The sequence below is a fragment of the Deltaproteobacteria bacterium genome, from assembly GCA_016874755.1.
Classification (GTDB): domain Bacteria; phylum Desulfobacterota; class Binatia; order UBA9968; family UBA9968; genus DP-20.
Map to the genome: position 1 here is coordinate 65,894 of VGTH01000004.1, position 24,194 is coordinate 90,087.

The following is a 24,194-nucleotide window of genomic DNA, read 5'->3' on the forward strand; positions in this document are numbered from 1 at the left end:
TCAAAAACCGGCCGCGAACGTTCGTGTAAGCTGGCATGGATCGACTCATCGTCCCTTGCGTCCCCGTAACCGAGCCTGTCATTGACGATGCCCGCAGACTCATCGAAGCGTGGAGCAAATCATAGCCTGCATTTAATGAACAAATCGAAAACCTTTTGAAAGGACCTTTGATAGATGCGAGAGAGAATAACCTACTATAGCGACGGCCTAAAACTGTCCGGCATCCTTAGTACACCTGACAGTTCCGGAGCAAAACGTTTTCCTGGTGTCGTGCTTGTGCCAGGTTTCATGAGCACAGCGGATGCTTTCTTTCCTGGGTTCGCTGAAGAGTTGAAGGCAGGTGGCTTTGTATCCCTGACCATGGATTTCAGAGGATTCGGAGAGAGCGAAGGCGTGCGCGGCGAGGTCATTCCCTACCTGCAGATCTATGACGCCAGCAACGCCATATCCTACCTGCAGTCAAGACCAGAAGTGGACCCAAACAAAATCGCCATATTAGGGGTAAGTCTGGGAGGAGGAGAAGTCGCGTACATCGCAGCTCGAGACCGACGCGTAAAGGCGGTTGCCTCAATGGTCCTGGTCGGTGACGGCGTGCGAAGAATGCGAAAATTTCGAACCGAGGAACAGTGGCAAACTCTCATGCAAAAAGTCCAGGAGGACCGGATCAACCGGGCTGTGACCGGCAAGTCCAAAGAATTCCGCGGGTTTTTGAAGGAGGGAACTGATTCGGTACTAATCATGCCTCCTGATCTGACCTCTTCCTTGAAGGATGCTGAGCAGGTGGAAGACGAAAAAGGCAACAGCACAACTCTCGCAACCGTTGATGGGTGGCTGGCCTACAAGCCCGAAGAGATTATCGACAAGGTGTCTCCCACGCCAATTCTCTTCGTTCAGGCTGAGAAGGACGAGCTCGAGGCTGATGACGCCGATATTTTGTATCGCAAGGCTAAGGAACCGAAGAAGCTCTTCACTCTAAAAGACGGCGTGCACTTCGACGTGTATGGGAAGAGGACAAATGAAGCCATGAACCCGGTCCTTGAATGGTTCAAACAGCACCTTCAATGAATCAAATGAAGAAACCGATCAATCTACAAGTTTGACCGTTCAAACCTAACGAAAAGCGGCAACGAAAAAACGGGACAGCCTACGAATTCTTGAATCGCAGAATTCGTAGGTGATCCCGATGTAATCTCGAATCTCTTTTACCTTATCCCAAGATACTCGTTGTAGATTTTCATGTATCTGTCGTAGCTGCCGTCGGGGCGAACGACGTGCAGGCTGCCGCCCTCCAACACCTGATCGATATCTTTCGACGGACTCTTCACGCCTTTGCGCAATGGGATTTTTCCCGCAGCGGCCAACGCCCGTTGACCTTCGGCGGAAAGATAAAAGTCGATCAATAGCTGGGCAGCCGCCGGGTGTTGGGGGTTTTTCACCATGCCAACGCTGGCAATCGTCGCGAAGGTTTGCGGTGCCGCCACCCAATCCACCGGCGCGTCTTTGCGTTTCATCGCGTCGAGTTTGGAAACTTGCATGAAGCCGGTGAGGGCATACTCGCCGGCGGCCATCAAGTTGACCATGTGATTGAAGTCGCCGATTAAGCGCAAGTCCTGCTGAGCAAACTTCTTGAAGTAGGCTAGCCCTTGCTCTTCGCCGCGCAGCGATACCATACCGGTGAGCGGATAGGGCACGCCGCGGTTGATGGCCATTTGCCCTTTAATCTGTGCGCGCAGGTAGTCGTCGTAACTCTTTGGCACCGCGGCCTTTGACATCAGTCGCGGGTTGAAGCCGGTGACGAGCAAATCAGTCGTGATCCCAGACCAGAAACCGTCAGTGTCCCACGCTCCCTGAAATAGATTCTTAGCTTCCGGCGAGCGATAGGGTCCGACGACGCCTTGTTGTTTGAGATAGACGAGCGTGTCCGGGCTGTTGCCCAAGACGTCGGCCTGGACACCGCCGGCGCGAAACTCTTGCATGACGCGCGCGGTTTGGCGCGACGACGGCAAGGATATGTGGCGCAGGTTGATGCGCGGATATTTCTCTTTGAAGGCCTTGGCGAGGTGCGCGAAATCGGCCACCGACATGGTCGCGTAGAGATTAACTTCGCCTTCCTTCTCGGCCCTGGCGATGAGCTCTTGGCTTTGGGCGAAGCTGACGGTGGGAGCGATCGATAAGAACCATAGCAACAACGGGAGCCTAAATTTCATGACCGACCTCACGAAAGAAATACGGTGCGCACGGCGCACCCTGCGGAAATCCGATTTGGTTTTGCGCCTGATCTTATTTTTTGTTTACCTGCTCGATGAACCCGCTGGCTTGAATCTTCTGCACAATCGAATTGTCATAAAAGTCCTGCGGCTTCATCGTCTTCGCTTTAGGGCTCTTGGCGACGTCGAGCACGGCCTGGACTTCCGCCGCCGTCATCAGCGGCGTGGTCGGAAAGACATCGCGGTATTCGTCATAAACCGAATCGAGAATTTCGCGGTCATTAGTCTTTTGAAAGCGCGACAGCGCTTTCTGGGTTGTCTCTTTGTCCTTGCGAATCACCGCCATCGCTTCGATGTAGGCACGCAGGAACCGCGTCAGCGCTTCGTTCTTCTCCTTCATTACTTTGGGCGACGACAACATGCCGGTGAACAAGAAGGGAATCTTCAGATCGGTGATATTGACGAGCATCTTGGCGCCTCCGGCTTTGGCTTTAATCGACAGCGGCGCGGAGAGAATCCCGGCGGCGATGTTACCCACCAGCAGGGAGTTGAGCACGTTGTTGGTGTCTTGGGCGTACATGATTTTGACGTCTTTGTCGGGCTCGAGGTTGTTTTTCTTAAAGACAATCCGGCTGGCGTAGTCTGTCGACGCTGAGGGTTGTGTCGCGGCGAAGATTTTGCCTTTGAGATCCTGGATCGTTTTGATTTCCGGCCGGGCGTAAATTTGAAAAACAAACGTCGGCAAGCCGCTGGCGACATAGATCAAGTCCGCCCCTTCGAGCTTCGCGTCGATCCCCTGATTGCCGACAAAGCCTACTTCTTCGCCGCCGCCCACCATCGCTTGGACGGCTGACGTCGCTGCCAAGTATTTCAGATCGACGTTGACCCCGTGCTTTTTAAACAGTCCGGCATCGTCCGCGACCCAGATCGGCGCCATGACGCCGCCCAGGGCGTTGTACACGGCACGGAGCGAATGCTCCTGGGCGGCGAGATTCACGGTCGTTAAGATCGCCGAAAAAAAGTACGTCAACAGAGCGCAACCAACTCTTTTCGAACCGGTCATGACGAAGCTCCTTTGGCTTGGTGGCCGTACGTTAACAATGCTTGAGGGAAATTTCTAGGACAAATCACTCGGCGGCGGTCTAAATCCACGAATGGATGCCGGCCTCCACCGGCTGACCTAATGCAGCCAATCCAGCAGGGCGCTTTCGAGGTAGATAATAACCGTGATCACCACGAGCATCTGCAAGATGACCGGCGTGATCTCCTTGATCCACTGCACCGGCGTGTAGCGATCGTCGATATCGCGCTGAATAAAAGCGAAGGCGACCACCGATTGCGCCGAGCCAATGTGGGTCCAGCAGCCGCCCAAGGCGTAGCCGGCGATCTGGGCCATGGCGAATAGATGCAAGATCGCGATGTCCAAGTTCTCCAGAGCGCGCGAGGCGAAGTCGGCGACCACGTTGTTGTCGAGGATGGCCGAAAGAAACGTGCAACCCAAAAACTGCGCAAAGGCCACGTGGGCCGGGCCAAAGGTTTGCACGCCCTGATGAATCAGAGTCTGCAAGTGATCGAAGAAGCCGGCCTTAGTCAAGAGCGTGATCGAGAGAAACAGCGGGAACAAAAAATAGTACTCGGAAAATTCATGTTTGGCGTCGCGCAGAGCCAAGTTGCGCATGCGCGGCAGGTGAAAAATTCCCATCAACGCAACAGCGAATCCCGCGAAAGATGCCAAAAACAACGGCACGCTGTGATCGATGCCATGCCAAATAAGCATGCCGATGAACGGCACTAGGGCGAAGGCGCCGAACTTTTGCGCCACCTCGCGCCGTCGCGCCGTCGCGGCGATCTCGGCGTCCACCCCTTTCTCCGCGTCCAACGCCGCTTCATGTTCGCCTTCGTGCTCTAGCAGATAGTGGCGGTCCAAGGTTTCCGCCAGCTCGTCGCTGACGTAATAGCCGAGCAGTTTTTTGCGCAGCGCTTCGGGGACATCGGCGCGAATAAGCGCGATGCCGAGGGGTTCGCCTTCGCGCAGCGATTGGCGCACGAGATCGGCCCTATCGCCCAATTCGTTTTCGTGGTCCTCGACCAACTCCAACGTCGTCGAGACTTTGCCGTGGCGCTGCGCCTGTAAAAAGCGCACGTCTTCGGCATTGGCGTCAATGACGTCCATCTTGTCGAGCTCGATGCGCTCGCCGCTCAGCCGGCTGCGCAGCTGCCAAGCGATCACCAGATAGCAAGCGATGGCCGCCGGCGCGCAGTAGCGCAGGAAGAATGCGTTATCGATATGCGGATAAAGATTGGCCTTCATGATCAAGTTAGGCGGCTCGCCATAGGCCAGCCAGATGCCGCAGACCGTCGTGACCGTCGTGCAGACCATTACCGCGTAGCGCACCACTGAGATCGGCGCGGCGGCGAGCAGCATGATGATTACTAGCGTGCGGATGGTGAGCCCGATCATCGACACACCGTCGAGAATGCCTGAAGCGAAGGCCACCACGGCAGTAACGGACACCACGGTCGGCACCACCGCGCCGCGAAACTTACGCAACAAAAAGAACGTCAACCCCTCAAGCAGCCGCGTCTGGGCGATCACAGCGACGAAAAGTGTCAGGCCGAGAATAAACAGCATGGTATCGGCATGAACCAGGTCGTTGAGGCCGTGAAACGATAGCAAATTTTGCCGCGCCCAGACCCACCAGCCGTTTTTGGCGATGTCGACATGCCACGCGGACGTGCGCAAGCCGCAAAAGGTTGCGACGATGATGAGCAGCATGCCGTAAGTCAAAGCGTTTTTGTGAATCTGATATCGGAACGATCCGAAGAAGAATAAGCCAAGAATGGTGGCGAAGACTTCAGCGGCCAATAAAGAGGCCGGTAGAGCCGTCGATCGCCCAACCCACAAAAGAATCGCGGCGATCACGGCACAGGCGAGGACAAACCGGCCGCCGGGCAACATGATGACGGCGCCGCTGTCGCTGTGTTCAGTGCTCACGAAAAAATGATCTCCCTGACTTGCCCGTCACTGTACAGGGAGAAAAGGTTAATTCAACAAGAAATTTGCGAAATCAGGCATAGGCCGATGGGCTGGAACGTATGCGCTCAGCCGCCCTGGCAGGTTGGGCAGTTGATGCAGTTGGTGTCTACGAAAAACTCGCCGGCAACGTTGTTCGGATGGGCCATACGCGCGTTAGCCATGCTCGTGCTCCCAGGGTCAGCGAAACAACCCTTTTTGCTCCAGCCGGCGCACGATGCGATCGTCGATGAGGTCTTCGGCGCGCAGCGCGCGAATTTTTTCGTTGCTCTGGCCGAGCAGACGAATCGTGTTGCGCACGCCGTTGACGGTCGGATAGATCTTTCGTTCAAACAACGTTTTCACGTTCTCATAGCCGTCGGCGGTGTCTTCCGGTTTTGCCAAGCGCAGGCCTTTGGCGAGAATGCGCATCACGGCTGCTTTGTTAGTTGGGTCTTGGATGAACGCGATTGCCTCGACGATGCCGGTTAATAGTTTTTCCATTGCATCGGCGTTCTGATTCAAATAACTGCGCCGGGTAAAAACGGTGACGCCCTGATAGGGCACGCCCAGGTCGGGCAGATCGGCGAGCACGCGCGCACCCTGGCGCTTGAGGGGCGCGACCAGCGAATAGGCGGAGAGCTGCGTGGCATCGATCGTCCCATTGGTGATCGCCTGGGCGCGCACGGCGTCGTTGCCGATGACGCGTATCGTGATGTTGTCGCGTTTGACGTCGAGCTTCCAATGCTCCAGCGCAAGCATGGTGAATACCCAATTGCCGCCGCCGATGCTGGTGACGCCGATGGTCTTGCCCTTGAGATCAGCCGGTGAGTTGATATTCGGCGCCGCGATGATCACGCCGCTCAATTTGTTGATCAACCCCGCAACGAAAACTAAATCCAACCCGCCGGCCATGGCGCCAAGAATGGCTCCCGACGCCGATCCGGTGTTGACCTGCGAGTCGCCGTGGGCGATGGACGCCAGGGCAACCGGCGCACTGGGCATGTAGACCAGTTCGACGTCGAGGCCTTGTTTACGAAAGAAGCCTTGGTCGCGTGCCACCAAGAGCGCGCCTTCGCGCTCGCTCAGGGCAGCGTAGCTGATGACCATCTTATGCGGCGCCGAGGCAGCCGCAGCCGGCGTCAAGCAGGACGGATAGGAGAGCACGACGGCGATTAAGAAAAAGCGAGTAAAGTTCATTGTAAGCGGTTGACCGGTTTTGTGTCGGGTTCCGCCAGAGAATTGGTCAAATCATACTGAATCTAGCCCCGCGTCATGTCCGGGGTCAACACTTGACCCAGCCGCGATATTTCGACTAACGTCGCATAAAAATCAACCGCGCGAAATCGAGGAGCAAAACCATGTACGATCTACTACTCAAAGGCGGGCGGGTTTATGACGGGTCGGGGCTGCCGAGCTTCAATGCGGATGTCGGCATCGCTGATGGAAAGATCGTCGATATCGGCCGCTTGAACGGCGCCGCCAAGCGCACCCTCAACGTCGACGGCTTGGCGGTGGCGCCAGGCTTCATCGATCCGCACACCCACCTCGATGGCCAATTGTTCTGGGACCCCTACGGCACTTCTTGCTGCTATCACGGCGTGACTTCCGTGGTCGTCGGCAACTGCGGTTTGAGCCTGGCGCCGGCGAAACCGGAAGATCGCGAAGCGATGATCAAGAGCTTCGTGCGCGTCGAGGCGATCAGCCGCAATGTGCTCGAACAGGGCTTCGAATGGAAGTGGACCACGACGGAAGAATACATGAAAGCGCTGGGCCAGCGCTTGGGCATCAACGCCGCGGTCTTAGTCGGCCACATCGCGGTGCGCCACCACGTCATGGGCGAAGACGCCGTGGAACGCGAAGCGACAGCGGCAGAGATCGAAAAGATGCGCGCGCTGGTGCGCCAGGGCATGGCAGCCGGCGCGGTTGGTTTTTCGACCAACCAGAATCCGCGCCATATTCGTGAAGACAAAAAACCGGTGGCAAGCCGTCTAGCTTCCGACGAGGAGCTGGGTTCGTTGCTCGATGTGCTTGGTGACATGAACAGCGGTGTCGTGCAGCTCAGCGGCGGCGGTGCCGATGCACGCGGGCGCATCGCCTACGCCGCCAACATGGCGCGGCGCACCGGGCGGCCGGTGCTATGGCAGAGCATCAGCCACAGTTGGACCCGGCCGGACCACTGGCGCGGCATGTTGGAAGCGACCGGGAAAGTTTTTCAAGAAGAGGGCTTGCCGATTTACGCCATGACGCAAGCCAAGCCGTTTGAGATGCGTTACACGCTACTCGACGCGCAATGCTTCGACGAGTTTCCTACCTGGAAAGCGGCGATGTTTAGTCCGGTCGAAGCGCGCAAGCAGATGTTCGCCGATAAAGAATGCCGCAAGAAGCTGCGCGCCGAGGCCATCGAAGACAAGTCGGCGTCGGTCTTTCCGCGGCGCTGGGATGTGATCTACGTCGACCAGGCGAAACTCGATGAGAACAGAAAGTACGAGCACAAGACGATTGAGGAATTGGCCCGCGCGCAAAACAAAGACGGCCTCGACGCCTTTCTCGACTTGGCGCTGGAAGAAAATCTCGAAACCCGCTTCGTGCACATTACGACCCAGGGCGATCCCAACGCGGTCTGTGAGATTCTCAAACACCCTGCCGTGATGGTGGGCCAATCCGACGCCGGCGCGCACATGGGCTACGATGCGCGCTTTGGTTACTGCACGACGTTTCTCGGCCGCTGGGTGCGCGATCATAAAATCATGCCGCTGGAACAAGCGGTGGCGAAGTTGACCTTCCAAGTTGCGTCGCTGTTCGGCCTTGGCGACCGCGGTTTGTTGCGGCCGAAGTTCGCTGGCGATATCGTTGTCTTCGATCCTGTGACGATCAACACCTTGGAGCCTGAGTACGTGCAAGACCTGCCGGCTAACGAAACCCGCATGATTCAAAACGCCACCGGTATTCATTACACCGTCGTCAACGGCGCGGTGGCGATCGATCACGGTAAGCCGACCCAGGCGCACACGGGGAAGGTGTTGAGGCCGACGAGTTGGGCAGCATGACGGGTAGTCGGATGGGTCAATTTGCCGGGCGGTTTTGTTTGCTTGCTTCGCTGCTGTTTGTCTTTTGCAGCGATGGGTTCGCGCAGGCCAATTTCTACAACGGCAAAACAATCACCGTCGTGGTCGGCTCGGCGCCGGGCGGGCTCTATGACCTATGGGGCCGGCTGCTCGCGCGCACCATGGGCAAATATCTGCCGGGCAATCCGACCATGCTGGTGCAGAACATGCCGGGCGGCGGTTCGATCGTCGCGGCGAATTATCTTTACGGCATCGCCAAACCCGATGGTTTGACCATCGGCATGTTTCAAACCCATCTCTATTTGGAACAAATGGTCGGACGCTCCGAAGTCAAGTTCGACGTGCGCCGCTTCAACTGGCTGGGCTCTCAAGAGAAAGGCCAGATGATGCTCTACATCCGCGCCGACTCGCCGTACAAATCCATCGACGACATCATCAAAGCAAAAGAACCGCCCAAATGCGGCGGCTCGGGGACCGCGGACCAATCGGCGCTGCTGACGCGGCTGCTTGAAGAAACGGTCGGTGCCAAGTTCACCCGGGTGTTGGGTTACAAAGGCGGCGGTGAAGTCGATCTGGCGATGGAGCGCGGTGAAGTGGTTTGCCGCGCGACCAGAATCACCGTGCATTTCAGCCGCGAGCCGTTTCTCACCTGGGAAAAGAAGGGTTTTGACCGCCACTTGCTGCAAGCCGGCAAGAAGCGCGACGCGCGCCTGCCGGATGTGCCGACGATTTACGAGCTCATGGACAAGTACAAAGCCTCAGAAACCAGCCGCCGCGTCACGCAAATCTTCCTCGCTGGCGACGACCTCGGTCGCCCCATGGTCGCGCCGCCCGGCGTGCCCACTGAGCGCGTGAAGCTGCTGCGCGACGCCTATGCCAAAGCGCTCAAAGACCCCGACTTACTCACCGAGGTCGAAAAATCGCGGCTCGATATGGAACCGTCGACGGGCGAAGAGATTCAAAACGTGATTAAGGAACTGATGAATCAGAAACCGGAAGTGGTCGAGCGGGTGAAGCGGCTGTTGGAAAACTAGCTTGATTCGCTCCTGTCGCACAACGGCAGTCAAATTGCTGACGTGGAAAGAATATCATTTCCTATCCATTTGTACTCCCAACGTTTTACCGTTTAGAGCGCGTGATCTGCTAACCCAAGCTTTTCGCCAGCAAAGCGAACTTGTGAATGAGAAAATTCGCCTCTGGCCGTCGATATATCGACAACGCAACGGCACAACTCTTGCTTTTAGTCAGTGCAGGTTGAATTTCGTCGCCGCTTGCGCGTCTATCGTCTATGCTATGGCTCTCGCCCACCATGCTTCTCTAATGTTAGAGAGTAATCGTGGCATCCCTGATAGCCACCGCGCGCGTTTTCGCTAGGAACCTGCTTGCAAATTGGGTAGGCCTGCTTGCGGATGCTGTCGTCGCTTTCTTTCTGACGCCTTACATTATCAGCAGTTTGGGTTTGGTCGTATACGGCATCTGGAGCCTAATCAATACGCTCATCGGTTACTTTGGTTTAATCGACATGGGCATCCTTGGCAGCGTCGGCCGCTACATCAACTACTATCTCGCGCGAAACGACGACCGCCGGGTCGGCAAAGTTGTTTCAACCTCGCTGGTCTTTCGCGCTCGGCAAAACTCCAATCGACAACTTGTTGAGTTTTGGCGGTGATTTTTTCTTTGGCGCGAAAAGTTCCCACTGAAATCCATTCCTCCACGACCGAATCTGGGACCGTGAGATCGGGGTTGTACTGCTCGCGATAGAGCGGGTAGAAGCGCTCGGCGACGGGCCGCTCGAGCTTCAAAAGTTTTTCTACTAAACCGGCGCTGATCTCGCGCTGGTTCTGCAAAAACAAAATCGCATTGCGCAGGGCGCGCAGCATGCGCACGATTTCGTCGGGCTCTTTGTCGATCTTGCGCATTTCGCCGGGCGGCGGATTCCTATAGAGCTCGCCGAAATGGCCTTGGACCGGACACGATACGTTGGCGGCTAAGCTCGCGGGTGTTGGACGATCGCCCCATTGCTGGTAGCAGCCGCCGCCATAGAAATCGATCGCTGCTTTAAACGACGTGGTTGCCGCAGCGGCAAGGAAGGCAATGCGCCCGCCCATGCAGAAGCCGACAATGCCCAAGCGCGAAACATCGGCGCTGGCGCAGCTTTGAGAAAATTGATCGGCGCGTTGACATCGTTCAACACCTTGACGTCGCGGCGCGATGCCGACATCGCCGGCTTCGGCACAACGTCGAGCCATGTATTGGGTAGATTCCTTAACGCCGTGCTGATTCTGAATGACGATGATCGCCGGCGCCGGGCCGCTCGTATCAAGCTGCGCCAAGGACGTGCCCATCGGACTTTTATCCACCGTGACTTTTTGCTCGCTCCTAAAAAAAGTCTTGCAACTCCTTAGCTTCTTGGTGTCGACCTGTCAACGCGTATTGCTTGCTCACGCAGGCCTGTTAGAAATATACTCCGAAACTCATAGTCAGCCGGCCCACTAAAAGGACCCAAATTCCTATGGCTAGTTCCGCATCGCCAAGCTCATGGTGCGCGCGGCGCACTCGACGATTGGCACAAATGGTTTTTTCTCTCTGTTTAGCGATTTGTTTTGTCCTGGCTTATGCCGAACCCGCAACCAGTGCGGCCGCAAAGAAAAAAGCCGGACGAAACGCGAAGGCGGCGGTGGCTTCAGTCAAGGGAGAAGCAGACAACGGGAAAAAAAACCGGAAAACAGTAGACGAAGCGAAGAAGACCCCGCCTGCTCAGAAGGCCGCGGAACCGAGTCGCTCATTTAATATCCAGTTCCAAGAATTCAAATTGAAAAATGGCCTGCGCGTGATTCTTGCTGAAGACCACCACGCGCCGACCTATTCTATTTGTATGACCTACAATGTCGGTTCGCGCGATGAGCGGCCGGGCCGCACCGGCTTTGCCCATCTCTTCGAGCATATGTTGTTCCAGGGCTCGGAAAACGTCGGCAAAGGCGAGCACTTTATTCTCGTGCAAAATAACGGCGGCAGCGCCAACGGCACGACCAGCGCCGATCGCACCAACTATTTTCAAACCCTGCCGGCGAATCAACTGGAGCTGGGGATTTTTCTCGAAGCCGACCGCATGCGCGCCCCGGCGATCACCCAAGCGAATTTCGACAATCAACGGTTGACGGTGCAGGAGGAGCGGCGCCAAAGCTATGACAATCGCCCCTACGGCAAAACCTATGAAGCGGTGATCGACACTGCCTTCGATGCTTTTGGCTACAAACATTCGACCATCGGTTCGATGGAGGATTTGAACGCCGCGACGGTCGACGATGCCAAGGAGTTTTTTCGCACCTACTACGCGCCCAACAACGCGGTGCTGACGCTGGTCGGCAGTTTCGAAACCGAAGAGGCGCTCAGCTTGATCAAGAAGTATTTCGAAAAAATTCCTGGGCACGCGCCGCCGCCGGCGCCCGAGGTGTCCGAGCCGGTCCAGCAAGCCGAGCGGCGTAGAACCATCGAAGACAATTTCGCCCAAGCAGCGCGCCTCGATATTGTTTTCAAAACCCCGCAGGGGAACACTCCCGACTGGCATGCCCTCAGCGTGTTAGGCGAAGTGCTGTCGAGCGGCGCGTCGTCGCGTCTCTATCAAAAGTTTGTCAAAGAGAAGGAGCTTGCGGTCGATGTCTCGGCCGGTCCCGAAGAGCGGCGCGGACCGACGCTGTTTTGGTTTTCTGTCACGGCGCGCCCGGGAGTTGATCTAGGGATGCTCGAACAACTCATCTACGAAGAAATTGCGCGCGTGCAGACCGAGCCGGTGGCCGACTGGGAGCTTGCTAAAGTTCGCATGCAGCTGCGCCGCCAACGCGCCCAGCAACGCTACAGCACGCGCGCCAGAGCGAACTCGCTGGGCCATTACGCGGTTTTTTACAACGAACCACAGTTGATCAATACCGAATACGAGAAATACAACGCGGTCACCAAGGTCGATATGCAACGTGTGGCGCGGACCTATTTTCAAGAGTCGAATCGGACTGTGGTGACGACATTGCCGAAGAGCGCTAAAGCGGGGGAGCGGTGAGGATGAAACCGATGACCTTAATCTTGAGTCGGGTTTACCCCCCTTTGAAAAAGGGGAGGGGGGATTTTCTTCACACGCAGGGCAGACAAATCCCCCTCAGTCCCCCGCTTTCAAAGAGACTGTGTCGCAATTGTCATTCTGAGCCAAAGGCGAAGAATCTGCTGCATGCAACTGCGCGGAAAAGCAGATCCTTCGCTTACGCTCAGGATGACGAACCCGGGAATTTTGCGCATTGCGACACAGTTTCAAAGGGGGAAGGTCGGAAGCGATCACGAGCAGCGGTTTTTAGAAAACAAGTTGGATTATTGTTGCTAGCGTTTGCGATTCTATCCGGCAATGTGATCTCTGCCCAAGAAACCCTCGAAACACCGACGAGCAAAGTCGAACGCAAAAATCGCGCACCGGTATCGCGCGAAATCCTCCGGGTAAAATTGCCCAAGCCCCAGGAGTCGCGACTGAAAAATGGTCTTACCGTGCTGATCTTAGAGGATCATCGCGCGCCGTTTGTCACGATGCAGCTTAGTATCCGCGGCGCCGGCGCGCTGTTCGAGCCTGCCAATCGCGTTGGCCTGACCAGAGCCACAGCGCAGATGCTGCACGAGGGAACCCCGACCAAAAACAGTTTGCAAATCGCCGAAGCGATCGATCGTCTCGGCGCCTCCGTCAGCGCCGGCTCGGGTTTTGGCTCCTCTGAAACGGTCTTGAGCGCGTCGGGGCTGAGTAACAATCTCGATGCCTGGTTTGGCATCGCCGCGGATATCTTGCTGCAACCGAGTTTTCCCAACGAAGAATTAGAAAAATACAAACAGCGCGAACACGTACAGCTGCGTCAGCAGCGCACCAACGCCAACTTTCTCACCAGCGAGCGCTTCAACCGCGCGGTCTACGGCGATCACCCGGCGGCCAACGTGGCGCCGACGGCGCAATCCATCGATGCGCTGACGCGCGATGCGCTTACGCAGTGGCATCGGGAGCGCTACGCGCCGCAAAACGCTATTCTGGGCGTCGCCGGCGATGTGCGCGCCAAGGAACTATTGCCCAAGCTGGAAAAATGGCTGGCTCCTTGGAAGCGCACGGAGCTAACCACGCCATTGCCGCAAAATCCCGAACCGCTGCGCGCGCGCAAAGTCTATCTTGTCGACCGGCCCAACTCGGTGCAGACCACGGTCGCGCTGGGCAACATTGCCATCGACCGGCGCAGCCCCGATTACATCCCGATGCTGGTGATGAATCAGATCGTCGGCGGCGGCGCCACTGGGCGTTTGTTTCTCAACCTGCGCGAAGAAAAGGGCTACACCTATGGGGTCTATAGCGATTTTTCGGCGCTGCGCTATCCCGGCCCGTGGCGCGCCGGCGGCAACATGCGCACCGAGGTGACCGCGGACGCATTGGCCGAGTTTTACAATGAGATCCGCCGGATTCGCGATGAAAAAGTTCCGGCGGATGAGCTGGAAGCGAGCAAACGGTCGATCGCAGCGCGTTTCGCTTTGTCGCTGGAACAGCCGGCGACTGTGTTGGGCTTGGCTTTGCTGCGCAAGCAATACGGCTTTGCGCCTGACTATTGGGATACCTACCCGAGTAAGATCTTGGCGGTGAGAGCCGAAGACGTGCAGCGGGTGGCGCGCAAGTATCTTCACCCCGATGCCATGCAGTTGGTGGCCGTCGGCGACGCCGGAAAAATCAAAGCTGTCCTGGAAAAATACGGTCGAGTTGAGTTATTCGATAGCGACGGGCGCGCGCTCGGCGGGCCGGCGAGTTGAGCCAATTGCACAGGGAAGGGAAAGCTTTCGATGGCTGCCGATTCAAATACAACAACAGAGAAACCGGGCGCATTGGACAACCTGCGTGTGCTCGACCTCACGAGCCGGCAGGGTGGCTATTGCGGTCTGCTGCTCGCCAATCTCGGCGCCGACGTGATTCTCATGGAACCGCCGAGCGGCGACGCGATGCGCCAGCAAGGGCCGTTCAAAGGCGACACGCCGCACGCCGACGGCAGCTTGTCGTTCGCGGCGTATCACACCAACAAGCGCGGCGTCGTGCTCGATCTCGATAGCGATGCGGGGCGGCAATCGCTGCGTGAACTCGTGCGCAACGCCGATATCCTGATTGAAGACAAGCCGGTCGGGTTTCTCGACAAGCTTGGTTTAGGATATGGGGCCCTCAAAGCCATCAATCCAGCGCTGGTCATGACTTCGATCACCGGCTTCGGCCAGTCGGGCCCTTACCGCGATTTCAAGACTGCGACCATCGTCAGCTTTGCCATGGGCGGTTTGATGAATCTCTGCGGCCATCCAGGGCGTGCGCCTCTGATGGGGCCCAGCGACGTGGCGCCCCATTTGGGTTCGGTGCACGCGGCGTTTGCGACGCTCATTGCGTTGTTCAACCGGCGCATGACCGGTCAAGGCGATCACATCGACGCGTCGCTGCAAGACGTGCTGGTGGCCGATCCGTTTTTGCGCATCATGACGCGCTACAGTGTCGCCGGTGAAATACCCGAGCGCACCGGCCATAGTCAGGGCACTACCGTGGCGGAAACTTACAAGTGCAAAGACGGCTACGCGCGCATCTTCGTCAATCAAGCGGATCATTGGCGGCGTTTTGTCGAATGGCTTGGCAGTCCCGCCGAGCTTACCGATCCGGCGCTGGAAACCGTCACAAAGCGTTTCCCACTGCGGCCCACCATCGACAAATTGGTCGAAGCGCGCACGGTCGATTACACGGCGAAGGGTTTTTTCGAAGAGTTCCAAGGCAAGCGATTAGCTGCCGCGCCGATCAATTCGCCAAGCCAATTTCTCAACGACGAGCAGACGCAGCATCGGCAATACATCACCGAAGTTGAGCACAGTTATTTGGGCCGGCATCGCTTTACCGGCGACCCCTACAAGTTCTCAGCAAGTCCCTATCGCATTGGCCGTGGCGCGCCGCGATTGGGCGAACATCAAGCCTTGGTCAATGGCGCACTGTCAAAGCCGTCGCAGTGGCAAAACAAAAGCAGTGTCATGGAAGCGCAACTATTTTCCAGTGTGCGCGTGATCAGTTTTCCCACCGGCATCGTCGGACCGGCGTTGGCGAGCTTTCTCGCCGACCACGGCGCCGAAGTTATAGCCATCGAAGCGAGCCGCGGTTTGCGCAGCCCGCAGCGCGGTCAGCGTTGGCAAGTGGCGTCGGATTTGGAAAGCAATCACAGCAAGAGACGCATTGTCATCAACATGAAAAACCCCGACGGCGTGGCGCTGACCAAGCAATTGATCGCCAAGTCCGATGTCGTGGCGGAAAACTATAGCGCGCGGGTCATGGCGAGTTGGGGCTTGGACTATCCGCGCATAAAAGAGATTCGCAGCGACATCATCATGGCGAGTCTGCAAGCGTTTGGCCAAACCGGGCCGCGCCGCGATTTCGTCAGCTTTGGACCGATTCTCATGGCTTTCTCAGGCATGACTTACTTGTGGCGCGATCCGGCGATGGAGCGGCCGGGCGCCGGCTGTCAAACCGCATTTCCGGATTTTATCGCGCCTTCCTACGGCGCATTGGCGATTCTCGCCGCGCTGCATCACCGGGCGCGCACCGGGGAAGGGCAGTACATTGACATTTCGCAAGCGGAAACTGCGGCGTCGATGATCGGTCCGGCGTATCTCGATTATTTTATCAACGGCCGCGAGCCCCAGCCGGCGGGCAACGTGGTTTCCTACGCGGTGCCCCATGGCGCCTACCGTTGCAAAGGCGACGACCGTTGGTGTGCGATTGCCGTCGAGACTCAAGACGAGTGGCTCAGGTTTTGTGAGGCGACAGGCCACAAAGAGTGGGCGAGCGATGCGCGCTTCGCCGACCTGGAGGCGCGGGTGGCGAATCGAGAAGCGTTGGACGGACTCGTTGAATCGTGGACCAGCAAGCAGACGGCCCATCAGGTCATGATCGTTTTGCAGCGCGATGGCATCGCCGCCGGCGTAGTGCAAACCGCTGAGGATCTCTACCGCGATCCGCACTTGCGCGAGCGCGGTTTTTGCCGCGAGGTTTTTCACAAAGCGGTTGGTTGGGTGACCCGTGCCGGCGCGCCGGTGCGGATGACGGAATCGAAATTCTCAGGGGACGGCATCGCGCATAGCGCGGGAGATGATAATGAAGCGGTGTTCGGCGAATTGTTGGGCTTGTCCAGTGCGCAGGTAAAGGAGCTGGTCGAGCGTGAGGTTTTGCGTTAACGCGTGTCGAATTCCACTGCTTCCCGCGGTGACCCATAGGAGACATTTATGCTCCAAGGCTATAAGCTCTTCGACGCCGATGCCCACGCGATGATGAGCCCGCGGATGTGGGAAACACTGCCGCAAGAGTACTCAGTGCGCCGGCCGCGGGCGACGCGCGTCCATGATGTCGCCGACATGAACCGTTGGACCAACGGCTGGCTGGTCGAAGGGCAAATCATTCCGCACGCTCTGGGACCTAGCAGCCAGCCCGGCAACGAACCGGCGCGCGTGCTCGAAGAGTTTGGCGCGCAGACGCACACGCCGGAGTTTCCACTGAGCAGCTTCGATTTATCCGATCCGCACGCGCGCATTCGCGGCATGGACTTCATGGGCGTCGATCATCAGATGCTGTATCCCACGACGCTCTATGCGCGCATGACGCAGGATCCGGGATTCGAAGCCGCGCTCATGCGCTCGTACAATCGTTACGTGGGCAAACAATGCGCCGCGGCGCCGAAACGGCTCAAGTGGGCGGGGCTCTTGCCGCTGCGCGATGCCAGGCAGGGATGCGAGGCCGTCACCGAAATGAAAAAACTTGGCGCCACGGCAGCCGTGGTTTACGGCACCGCGGGCGACAAGTTGTTGTGCCATCCGAGTTTTGCGCCGGTGTGGGATGAGCTGCATCGCTCCGGTCTGCCGCTCTGCGTCCACATGGGCATGAGCTATCCGCCGTTCGCCGATGTTTGCAACGGACTGCTCGCCGCCCATGGCATCGGCATGAGTCTGCCCGCCATGATGGCGTTTGTCGCCATTGTCGGCCAGGGCATGCTCGACCGTTATCCCAATTTGAAGGTCGGCTTTCTTGAGTTCGGCGCCGAGTGGATTCTCTACATGGTGCCGCGCCTGGATCACTACCTGCCCATCGACCGCAGCCAGATGCCAATCAAGACCGAGGTGCCCCAGCGTACCATTGAAGACTACGTAAAATCGGGACGGATCTTTCTTGCCGGCGAAGCCGACGACAAGATGCTATCGCAGGAGATTGAGCTGCTCGGCGAAGACCAGTTGCTCTATTCCTCTGACTTGCCGCACGGCGAAGGGCGCCACAACGCCGCTAAAGAAATCATCGCGCGCACCGACATCACCGACACGCAAAAGCGCAAGATTCTCTACGACAACGCGGTCAGGTTTTTTGGCGCGCCGTGAAAAAACTTGCCAACAACAACGGCGCGAATCATTCTCCTCTTGATCGCGCCGTCGTCGATCAAAATATCCGGAAAGCGGAACGGCACTTAGCGAAAGCCGATCCGATCATGAAGCGTTTGATCGCCCAGCATGGCCACTGCCCGCTGGCCGAGCGCGAGTTTCAACCGTTTCACATGCTGGCCAACTCGATCATCAGCCAGCAGCTTTCCACCAAGGCAGCAGCGACGATCAAACAGCGGGTCGGTGCCTTGGTCGGCGTGCCGTTTCAGACCAAGCTCATTCTCTCCCGCTCTCCGGAAGATTTGCGCGGCGCCGGATTGTCGCAGGCCAAGGCCCGCTACATCCGCGAGCTGGCCGCGCGCGTCGATGACGGACGATTGACCTTCGATCAGCTGATCACGCTGGAAGACGAAGCGGTTATCGGGAAACTTGTCGAAGCGCCCGGCATCGGCCGCTGGACCGCCGAGATGTTTTTGCTTTTCGGCTTGAAGCGCATGGACGTGCTCGCTGTGGCCGACGTGGGACTGCAGCGCGCCGCGCGCAATCTTTACGGCAAGAAACGGAGGTCGGCGACACTCCTGCCACGCGTCGCCGAAGCGTGGCGGCCCTATCGCTCGATTGCGTCGTGGTATTTGTGGCGGTCGTTGGGAGGTTAACGAATAATTTCACAGGGATCTGGGTGATCCCGGAATTTGCGCACCGCGCCACACCGCCACAATCCACACGATGTCGCCTTGGATGCGATAGAAAAATCGATACGGAGAAACGATCACCTCACGGTGGGGCAATTCAGGAAACTCGGGTATACGCCGTCCAGATCGCGGAAACCGTTCAAGTCTCTTTAGAGTTTGCCGCGCCTTTGCGTCCTTTGCGTCTTTGCGCGAGTCATCTCTTTTCTTATTCGTACAGCTTCTTGATGAAGCCGCTGTCTTCAATCTCTTTGACGATGCTACTATCGATGAAAGACTTCGGATCGGCGCTGCGCGCTTTCGGATTGTCCCGCGACATGAACTCCAAAACGCTCGCGACCCCTTTAAGCGCCGGATACGGCGCGTTTTCGAAATAGCCGGACGAGTAGAGCGTGTGCGAGCGCTCGAGATATTTCACTTGCGCCGGTCCAGTGCGTAGTTTCTTTTTCATGACTTCGACGGCGTCAACCCGGTTCTTCTTAAAGTAAGCCATGCCCTCGATGTAAGACTTCATAAAGCGGATCGTGACGTCGCGATTGTTGCGCACATAGGCGCGCGTCGCGTCGATCATCGAGTGCAGATAGTAAATATCCATGTCGGCGAGGTCGGCGAGCACGCGGTAGCCTAGGTCTTCGGCGATGAAAAACGTCGGCTCGGTCAGCACCGCCGCGTCGATGGCGTTTTTCTCCAGAGCCGCCATCATGGCCGGCGACGCGTTCAATTGCAGGGTCTGAATATCATTGGGGCTCATGCCCCATTGGCGCAGCATGAGCAGCAAGACCATGTGCGATGACGCACCCAAGCGCGTGACGCCGACCCGCTTGCCGCGCAGATCTTCCGGGCGGCGGATGTCGCCGCGCGCCATGACGCGCTGCACACCTTTGTTGACGATGGAGCCGATGAAAACCACATCGGCGCCGCTCAACCCAGCGTTGATCACCGCGCCGCCGCCGGCGGTGATGAACTGCACGTCGCCGGCAATCAGCGCGCTGACGCCGCCAGCGGACGCGCCGGCGAGCACGATCACTTCCGGATCGATGCCGTGCTTTTTGAAGAACCCTCGTTCTTCAGCGATCCAGATTGCGGCGTTGATCGGCGTGTAGGAGCTGAGGCCGATGCGCAGGCGGTCGGGGGCGGAGGCGGCAAACGTGCCGCTGGCGAGCATGTTAAGAATTGCGGTGACTGTAATGAATTTAGTAATCATGTCATCAAGCCTCTGTCGTTGAGTGAAGCTAGAACAGTTCCCTCGCCCCCTGAGAGAGGGTTAGGGTGAGGGCACATGCGAAGTGTGACAGGATCATGCCACAACGCGCCCTCACCTCAATCCTCTCCCAGAGGGAGAGGAGGTAAGATCGTCGCTCGGTAATCAGTCGTTTCGAAGTTTAATGGGCTTCCAATCGATTCGGAATAACGTTAAACGCCAAATATCTCGCGAAACTCCTTGGCATACTGGTCGATATTGAGTGCGACTTCTATCGGGATACGCCGAATCTTCAACTTAGCGACCAGCGGTGTCACGTCACGCCGGGACGGCACCAGGCTTCTCCTTAATCGTTGAAGAGCGAATTCTTCACCAAATGAACTTGCGTAGATACCAGCCTAAGCTAGCGATGATAATGGCCAAAGCAAGGATACCCGTGAATACGACAGCGGCGCCATCAGGATCCAGATCCTTCTTCTTTCGGAAAGGAGCGATGTACCTGAGGACTAGGTACCCCAATCCTTTGACCAAGCCCTCAAAAACCAACCATGGCAAGAATTCAACAATTGATTGCACTATCTAGAATTATCCGCTGCGCGAAAGACGCTTCTACTTCCGATCCTCCGGTTTCACATACTTCACGGTGCCGCCGCCTTTTTGCGAGTGCAGGTAGCCTTCGACGTCGCTCAGCGGGTTGGTGTAGTAGCGCATTCGGTGTTGGACCAAGTCGTCGGATTGGAGTGCGAGATCGAAGGGCAAATCTCTTTGTAGGTAAGCGGCGATCTTGGCACTTTCTAGTGTGACCGGGTTGCGCGTGCCGAGCTCTTTCGCCAGCGTGTCGACGTAGCTGTCCAATTCTTTTTCGGGAACCACTTGCGAGACCAAGCCGATGCGCTCGGCTTCGATGCCGGTCAAATTTCTCCCGGTGAGCGAGATGAAGAACGCTTTTTTGAACGGAATCGCGCCGTGAAATAGCGACGGGGTGGCGGTGGCGCCGTAGCTGCCGCGGATCACTTCGGGCATGCCGAACATGGCGTTCTCGGCGCTGATCACTAGTTCGTGGCCGTTTATCAGAGCAAGCCCGCCACCCAAGCACCAGCCTCTAACTTTGGCAACTGTTACCTGCGGCATGCGGCGCATGATGTCGACGATCTCGGCGACGCCGGAGAGCTCGCGGTTGCGCCGGCGGTTGTTTTGGTTGCGCATATCGTAGAGATCGCGACCTGACGAGTAAGAGTCGCCGGCGCCGGTGGTGACGACGCATTTGATGTTCTCATTGCCGGCGATTTCGCGCAGCGAGCTGGCGACTTCTGCTAGTAGGGCGATGCTGAGTGCATTTTTTTTCTCTGGACGGCTGAGCGTCAGCGATGCTACGCCCGTCTTTTCGTCGATATCTACTTTGATGAATTTGGTTTGTGCCATGATTTTCTCCTTGGAAAGTATTTTTTAAATTTTTCGGTTATTCAGGTCGTTCAAAAGGTCCCGAGAGCTCAAGAGGGTTTCAACACAAGACAATGTCACCCCTATATCCCCTTTTCAAAGGCGGAAAGATGCAGGTTGACTCCGAGTTCCCCTCTTTGGAAAAGAGGGGTTAGGGGAGATTTCCGGGGTGCCGGTGGAGAGGCTCATGATTTTTCACATCCTCAGATAGATCAAAAGCATTTTCTTGCACGCGGGCCAATCCCCCCTCACCCGCTTTTTCAAAGGGGGGAACCCGGATCAACTTACGCTGCATCACTCTTTATCTGTCGATCAGGCCAACGACAAGCGGTAGAACGCTTTGGCGTTGTCGGCGAGAATGTTTTGCTTGGTCTTGTCGGAAATATCCTTGCGGTTAACCACCTGTGCGACGCTGTGTGGCCACTCCATGTCCCAGTGGGGATAATCGGACGCGTACATCATGCACTTGTCGCCAAATTGCTCGATCACCAGCGGTAACGCTGATTCTTCGCCTTCGCAGGTGAAATAGCAGCGGCCGGCTTTGATGTATTCGCTCGGCAGCATCTTGAGCGGTGTCTCGGATTTTCTGATTAGATATTTCTCGTCGAAGCACTCCATCCAGTACGGCAAGAAGCCGACGCCGGCTTCGAGGAATCCCACTTTTAAATTGGGAAAACGGTCGAGGACACCGCCGGCGATAATCGCGATGACCGAAAGCATTTGCTCGAATGGATGTGAGGTCATGTGCACGCCGATGTACTTGTGAAAGCGCGTGTTGCCGACGGCAACCTGCGCGGCGGCGTGAAAGCCAATCGGCACGCCCAGCTCCTGCGCTTCAGCGTAGATGGGATCGAATTGCGGTTGGCCCAAGTCCAAACCTTGCTGCACGTAGGTGGGCATCATCACACCAACCGCGCCCTTCTCAGTCACGGCGCGGCGGATTTCTTTGACGGATTCTGAAACGACTTGCGGTGCGATCACAGCTGCATACTTCACGCGATTGCCGCTCGTCTTGCAGAAATCATAGGCCCAGTCGTTATAAGCGGTCGCCAGCGCAGGCGCGAGATCGAGCTCGCGCACAAGCCCGATGGCCAGCGCAAAGCTCGGATAGGCGACGGCGTCGCCGATCTTCTCAACGTCCAGGTCTTTGCAATACTCTTCAGGATTTTTCGGATTACGCCCGGTGGTGCCGTTCAAAAAAATGTCCCAGCCAAAGGACGGAAAATAGGGGCCGCTGCGCGCGCGAAATTTCTCTGGCAGATAGGTTTTATAGGCGCCGCCGTCCAAGTGATGGGCGTCCGCGTCGATGATGGTGAAAGCGTGATTCACGACAAATTCTGGTGTCTGGCGTTTAGGGTCTAGCGTCTAGCGTTGTTGGGAGAGAACACTAGACCCCAGACGCTAGACGCCAAACGATTCTAGTCTTGCAACCCGTGCCGCTGGGCGATCTTCAAGAAGATAGAGCCCACGACGACGGTTCCGATCGCAATCACGAGGCTAAACGCAGCGAGCTGGCCGACGTGGCCGTTATCCCACAGTTCCCAAATGGTCACGGCGACAACCTGTGAGCCGGGGGAGTAGAGCAATAGCGCAATGGAAAGCTCCCGGAAGGTGATCAGGAAAATATAGATCCAGCCGGCGAGTAGCGCGGGCATGATCAGCGGCACAACGACGTGACGCACCATCTGAAACCAACTGGCGCCGCTGGCCATGGCGCCCTCTTCGAGTTCTTTGTGCAGGCTCAACAGCGCGGAGTGGCTGAAGCGAATGCCATAGGGCACGTAGCGCGCGATGAAGGCCAGCACCAATATCCAGATGGTGCCGTACACCGGCACCGGCAGCAGGAGATACATCTTCAAGATCGCAATGCCCATCACGATGCCGGGGAACACTAGAGGCAACATCGCCATTTGGTCGAGAATCCAGCGCGCCTTGATGGACGCGCGCACCACCAGCCAGGCGGCGAAGAACGTGATCGCGACGGCGATAGTGGCCGAAGAGATGCTCACCGTGACGCTGTTCATGATCGAGCGGATAATGCCTCTGTCGTTGAAGGCGGAGAAGTAATTGTCCAAGGTCAGAAGCTGCAACGCCTTGGCTGAGGGCGGCTGCGCGAAGGGGAGAAACGACGACCAGGCAATCGCAGCGATGGGCAGGAACTGCAAGAGCGGCAGCACCAACATGAGCAGCCCGCCGACCCAGCGCCATTTACCGAGCGCGACGCGGTGCGGGCGATAGTTTTTGCCGCTGATGGTGGTGAACTTATAGGTCTTGCTGGTGATGCGGTAGTAGGGAATCAAACCGAGGGCGACCAACACGATCAATATGATGGAGTAGGCGCTGGCTTCGCCGTATTTGGGAATCAAGCCGCCTTTGATTTGCAGATATATCTTCGTGGTCAAAACCTCGACGCCGGCGGGAATGCCGATCAGCGCGGGAATTTCAAAAGCTTCCAATGACCGGATGAAAGTCAGGATCAACACCGCCAGCACGCTGGGCACGGCCAAGGGAAAGGTGACGCGGCGAAAAACTTGCCAACCCGTGCTACCCGCCGTTGTGGCGGCTTCCTCGAGCGCCGGGTCCATCGAGCGGAACGGGGTGGACATCAGCAAAAATACGATCGGTATCCAGAGAAAGCTCTCGACGAGAATCATGCCGCCCATGGTGAAGATGTTGAAGATCGGTTGACCGATCAAGGCGTTGCCGAAAGAGTTGAGGATGCCCGCTTTCGGACCCAGCAGCATGATCCAGCCAACAACTTTGATGATGCCCGGAACGGCAAATGAAATGTACGCGCAAGCGTAGGCTACCTTGCGAAAGGGCGCGTCGCTGCGCTCGGCAAGCCAGGCCAGCGTCGTGCCATAGACCAAGGCAAGGCCAGCGCTGCCAACGGAAAAAACCATCGAGTTCCAAAGCAGTATCTTTACGTCGCCCAGCGAGTCGATGATGTTCGCGAAGTGCTGAATGGTAAAAGCGCCCGCTTGAAGGCCGCGGTCGGTAACAAGACTCGTGTGGAGAATGAAGAAGAACGGCGGTAAGACGAGGTAGGCCAAGACGATGGTTGTAAAGACAAACAACATATTAGCTGGATTGCGCATCATCATGGTCAACATGGTATTGCCCTCACGATTGGGGTTT

General features: G+C 57.2%; 18 protein-coding genes. 8 read left to right on the forward strand and 10 right to left on the reverse strand.

From position 1 onward, the window contains the following. Positions 1 to 174 precede the first annotated feature (174 nt). Complete coding sequence (locus tag FJ145_03700; protein MBM4260527.1) at positions 175 to 1,065, forward strand: alpha/beta hydrolase; 891 nt, start codon at positions 175 to 177, stop codon at positions 1,063 to 1,065. Between the two features lie 137 nt (positions 1,066 to 1,202). Here the strand turns inward: FJ145_03700 and FJ145_03705 are convergent, their stop codons facing one another. From FJ145_03705 to FJ145_03720, 4 genes are all read right to left on the reverse strand, one after another. Next, entirely contained in the window at positions 1,203 to 2,207 is a 1,005-nt protein-coding gene (locus FJ145_03705) for an extracellular solute-binding protein (GenBank protein ID MBM4260528.1), read from the reverse strand. A 73-nt stretch (positions 2,208 to 2,280) separates the two neighbouring features. Continuing rightward, positions 2,281 to 3,270, reverse strand: a complete 990-nt coding sequence (locus tag FJ145_03710) for a hypothetical protein (GenBank protein MBM4260529.1) — start codon at positions 3,268 to 3,270, stop codon at positions 2,281 to 2,283. Between the two features lie 117 nt (positions 3,271 to 3,387). Then, positions 3,388 to 5,202 (reverse strand): hypothetical protein, encoded by a 1,815-nt coding sequence (locus tag FJ145_03715; GenBank protein ID MBM4260530.1) that lies wholly within the window; start codon positions 5,200 to 5,202, stop codon positions 3,388 to 3,390. A gap of 219 nt (positions 5,203 to 5,421) precedes the next feature. Continuing rightward, positions 5,422 to 6,420, reverse strand: coding sequence for an ABC transporter substrate-binding protein (locus FJ145_03720; protein ID MBM4260531.1), 999 nt, complete (start codon positions 6,418 to 6,420; stop codon positions 5,422 to 5,424). A gap of 161 nt (positions 6,421 to 6,581) precedes the next feature. Here FJ145_03720 and FJ145_03725 point away from each other — a divergent pair, with 161 nt between their 5' ends. Next, the gene (locus FJ145_03725) at positions 6,582 to 8,270 is read left to right on the forward strand and encodes an amidohydrolase family protein (GenBank protein MBM4260532.1); all 1,689 of its coding nucleotides are present in this window, start codon (positions 6,582 to 6,584) and stop codon (positions 8,268 to 8,270) included. Beyond that, the gene (locus tag FJ145_03730) at positions 8,267 to 9,322 is read left to right on the forward strand and encodes a hypothetical protein (protein MBM4260533.1); all 1,056 of its coding nucleotides are present in this window, start codon (positions 8,267 to 8,269) and stop codon (positions 9,320 to 9,322) included. The genes FJ145_03725 and FJ145_03730 overlap by 4 nt, the downstream gene beginning before the upstream one ends. A gap of 519 nt (positions 9,323 to 9,841) precedes the next feature. On the opposite strand, the gene FJ145_03735 is transcribed toward FJ145_03730, so the two are convergent. Then, the gene (locus FJ145_03735; GenBank protein ID MBM4260534.1) at positions 9,842 to 10,648 is read right to left on the reverse strand and encodes a hypothetical protein; all 807 of its coding nucleotides are present in this window, start codon (positions 10,646 to 10,648) and stop codon (positions 9,842 to 9,844) included. A gap of 152 nt (positions 10,649 to 10,800) precedes the next feature. On the opposite strand from FJ145_03735, the gene FJ145_03740 reads away from it, so the two are divergent. The 5 genes from FJ145_03740 (at position 10,801) to FJ145_03760 (ending at position 18,382) form a co-directional block, all read left to right on the forward strand. Beyond that, complete coding sequence (locus tag FJ145_03740) at positions 10,801 to 12,342, forward strand: insulinase family protein (protein MBM4260535.1); 1,542 nt, start codon at positions 10,801 to 10,803, stop codon at positions 12,340 to 12,342. A gap of 2 nt (positions 12,343 to 12,344) precedes the next feature. Then, positions 12,345 to 14,102: an insulinase family protein gene (locus FJ145_03745; GenBank protein MBM4260536.1), complete on the forward strand. Its 1,758-nt coding sequence runs from the start codon at positions 12,345 to 12,347 to the stop codon at positions 14,100 to 14,102. A 30-nt stretch (positions 14,103 to 14,132) separates the two neighbouring features. Further along, positions 14,133 to 16,538: a CoA transferase gene (locus FJ145_03750; protein MBM4260537.1), complete on the forward strand. Its 2,406-nt coding sequence runs from the start codon at positions 14,133 to 14,135 to the stop codon at positions 16,536 to 16,538. Between the two features lie 48 nt (positions 16,539 to 16,586). After that, the gene (locus tag FJ145_03755) at positions 16,587 to 17,726 is read left to right on the forward strand and encodes a hypothetical protein (GenBank protein MBM4260538.1); all 1,140 of its coding nucleotides are present in this window, start codon (positions 16,587 to 16,589) and stop codon (positions 17,724 to 17,726) included. Positions 17,727 to 17,833: 107 nt separating this feature from the next. After that, positions 17,834 to 18,382: a DNA-3-methyladenine glycosylase 2 family protein gene (locus tag FJ145_03760; GenBank protein ID MBM4260539.1), complete on the forward strand. Its 549-nt coding sequence runs from the start codon at positions 17,834 to 17,836 to the stop codon at positions 18,380 to 18,382. Between the two features lie 9 nt (positions 18,383 to 18,391). Here the strand turns inward: FJ145_03760 and FJ145_03765 are convergent, their stop codons facing one another. The 5 genes from FJ145_03765 to FJ145_03785 form a co-directional block, all read right to left on the reverse strand. After that, the gene (locus tag FJ145_03765; GenBank protein ID MBM4260540.1) at positions 18,392 to 18,682 is read right to left on the reverse strand and encodes a type II toxin-antitoxin system RelE/ParE family toxin; all 291 of its coding nucleotides are present in this window, start codon (positions 18,680 to 18,682) and stop codon (positions 18,392 to 18,394) included. After that, the gene (locus tag FJ145_03770) at positions 18,624 to 19,619 is read right to left on the reverse strand and encodes an ABC transporter substrate-binding protein (protein ID MBM4260541.1); all 996 of its coding nucleotides are present in this window, start codon (positions 19,617 to 19,619) and stop codon (positions 18,624 to 18,626) included. Before FJ145_03770 ends, FJ145_03765 begins: the two co-directional genes overlap by 59 nt. Positions 19,620 to 20,225: 606 nt before the next feature. Continuing rightward, positions 20,226 to 21,038 (reverse strand): enoyl-CoA hydratase/isomerase family protein, encoded by an 813-nt coding sequence (locus tag FJ145_03775; GenBank protein ID MBM4260542.1) that lies wholly within the window; start codon positions 21,036 to 21,038, stop codon positions 20,226 to 20,228. A 330-nt stretch (positions 21,039 to 21,368) separates the two neighbouring features. Further along, a complete protein-coding gene (locus FJ145_03780) occupies positions 21,369 to 22,385 on the reverse strand; it encodes an amidohydrolase (GenBank protein ID MBM4260543.1) in 1,017 nt (338 codons plus the stop codon). Between the two features lie 89 nt (positions 22,386 to 22,474). After that, positions 22,475 to 24,169 carry an iron ABC transporter permease gene (locus FJ145_03785; protein MBM4260544.1) on the reverse strand — a complete coding sequence of 565 codons (1,695 nt, stop codon included), beginning with the start codon at positions 24,167 to 24,169 and terminating at the stop codon, positions 22,475 to 22,477. Positions 24,170 to 24,194: the final 25 nt, after the last annotated feature.

What these genes read in the sequence shown, in the direction of transcription:
- FJ145_03700 (MBM4260527.1), top strand. Translation starts at nt 175, where the DNA reads ATGCGAGAGAGAATAACCTACTATAGCGACGGCCTAAAACTGTCCGGC.
- FJ145_03705 (MBM4260528.1), bottom strand. Translation starts at nt 2,207, where the DNA reads ATGAAATTTAGGCTCCCGTTGTTGCTATGGTTCTTATCGATCGCTCCC.
- FJ145_03710 (MBM4260529.1), bottom strand. Translation starts at nt 3,270, where the DNA reads ATGACCGGTTCGAAAAGAGTTGGTTGCGCTCTGTTGACGTACTTTTTT.
- FJ145_03720 (MBM4260531.1), bottom strand. Translation starts at nt 6,420, where the DNA reads ATGAACTTTACTCGCTTTTTCTTAATCGCCGTCGTGCTCTCCTATCCG.
- FJ145_03725 (MBM4260532.1), top strand. Translation starts at nt 6,582, where the DNA reads ATGTACGATCTACTACTCAAAGGCGGGCGGGTTTATGACGGGTCGGGG.
- FJ145_03730 (MBM4260533.1), top strand. Translation starts at nt 8,267, where the DNA reads ATGACGGGTAGTCGGATGGGTCAATTTGCCGGGCGGTTTTGTTTGCTT.
- FJ145_03740 (MBM4260535.1), top strand. Translation starts at nt 10,801, where the DNA reads ATGGCTAGTTCCGCATCGCCAAGCTCATGGTGCGCGCGGCGCACTCGA.
- FJ145_03745 (MBM4260536.1), top strand. Translation starts at nt 12,345, where the DNA reads ATGAAACCGATGACCTTAATCTTGAGTCGGGTTTACCCCCCTTTGAAA.
- FJ145_03750 (MBM4260537.1), top strand. Translation starts at nt 14,133, where the DNA reads ATGGCTGCCGATTCAAATACAACAACAGAGAAACCGGGCGCATTGGAC.
- FJ145_03755 (MBM4260538.1), top strand. Translation starts at nt 16,587, where the DNA reads ATGCTCCAAGGCTATAAGCTCTTCGACGCCGATGCCCACGCGATGATG.
- FJ145_03760 (MBM4260539.1), top strand. Translation starts at nt 17,834, where the DNA reads ATGAAGCGTTTGATCGCCCAGCATGGCCACTGCCCGCTGGCCGAGCGC.
- FJ145_03770 (MBM4260541.1), bottom strand. Translation starts at nt 19,619, where the DNA reads ATGATTACTAAATTCATTACAGTCACCGCAATTCTTAACATGCTCGCC.
- FJ145_03775 (MBM4260542.1), bottom strand. Translation starts at nt 21,038, where the DNA reads ATGGCACAAACCAAATTCATCAAAGTAGATATCGACGAAAAGACGGGC.
- FJ145_03785 (MBM4260544.1), bottom strand. Translation starts at nt 24,169, where the DNA reads ATGTTGACCATGATGATGCGCAATCCAGCTAATATGTTGTTTGTCTTT.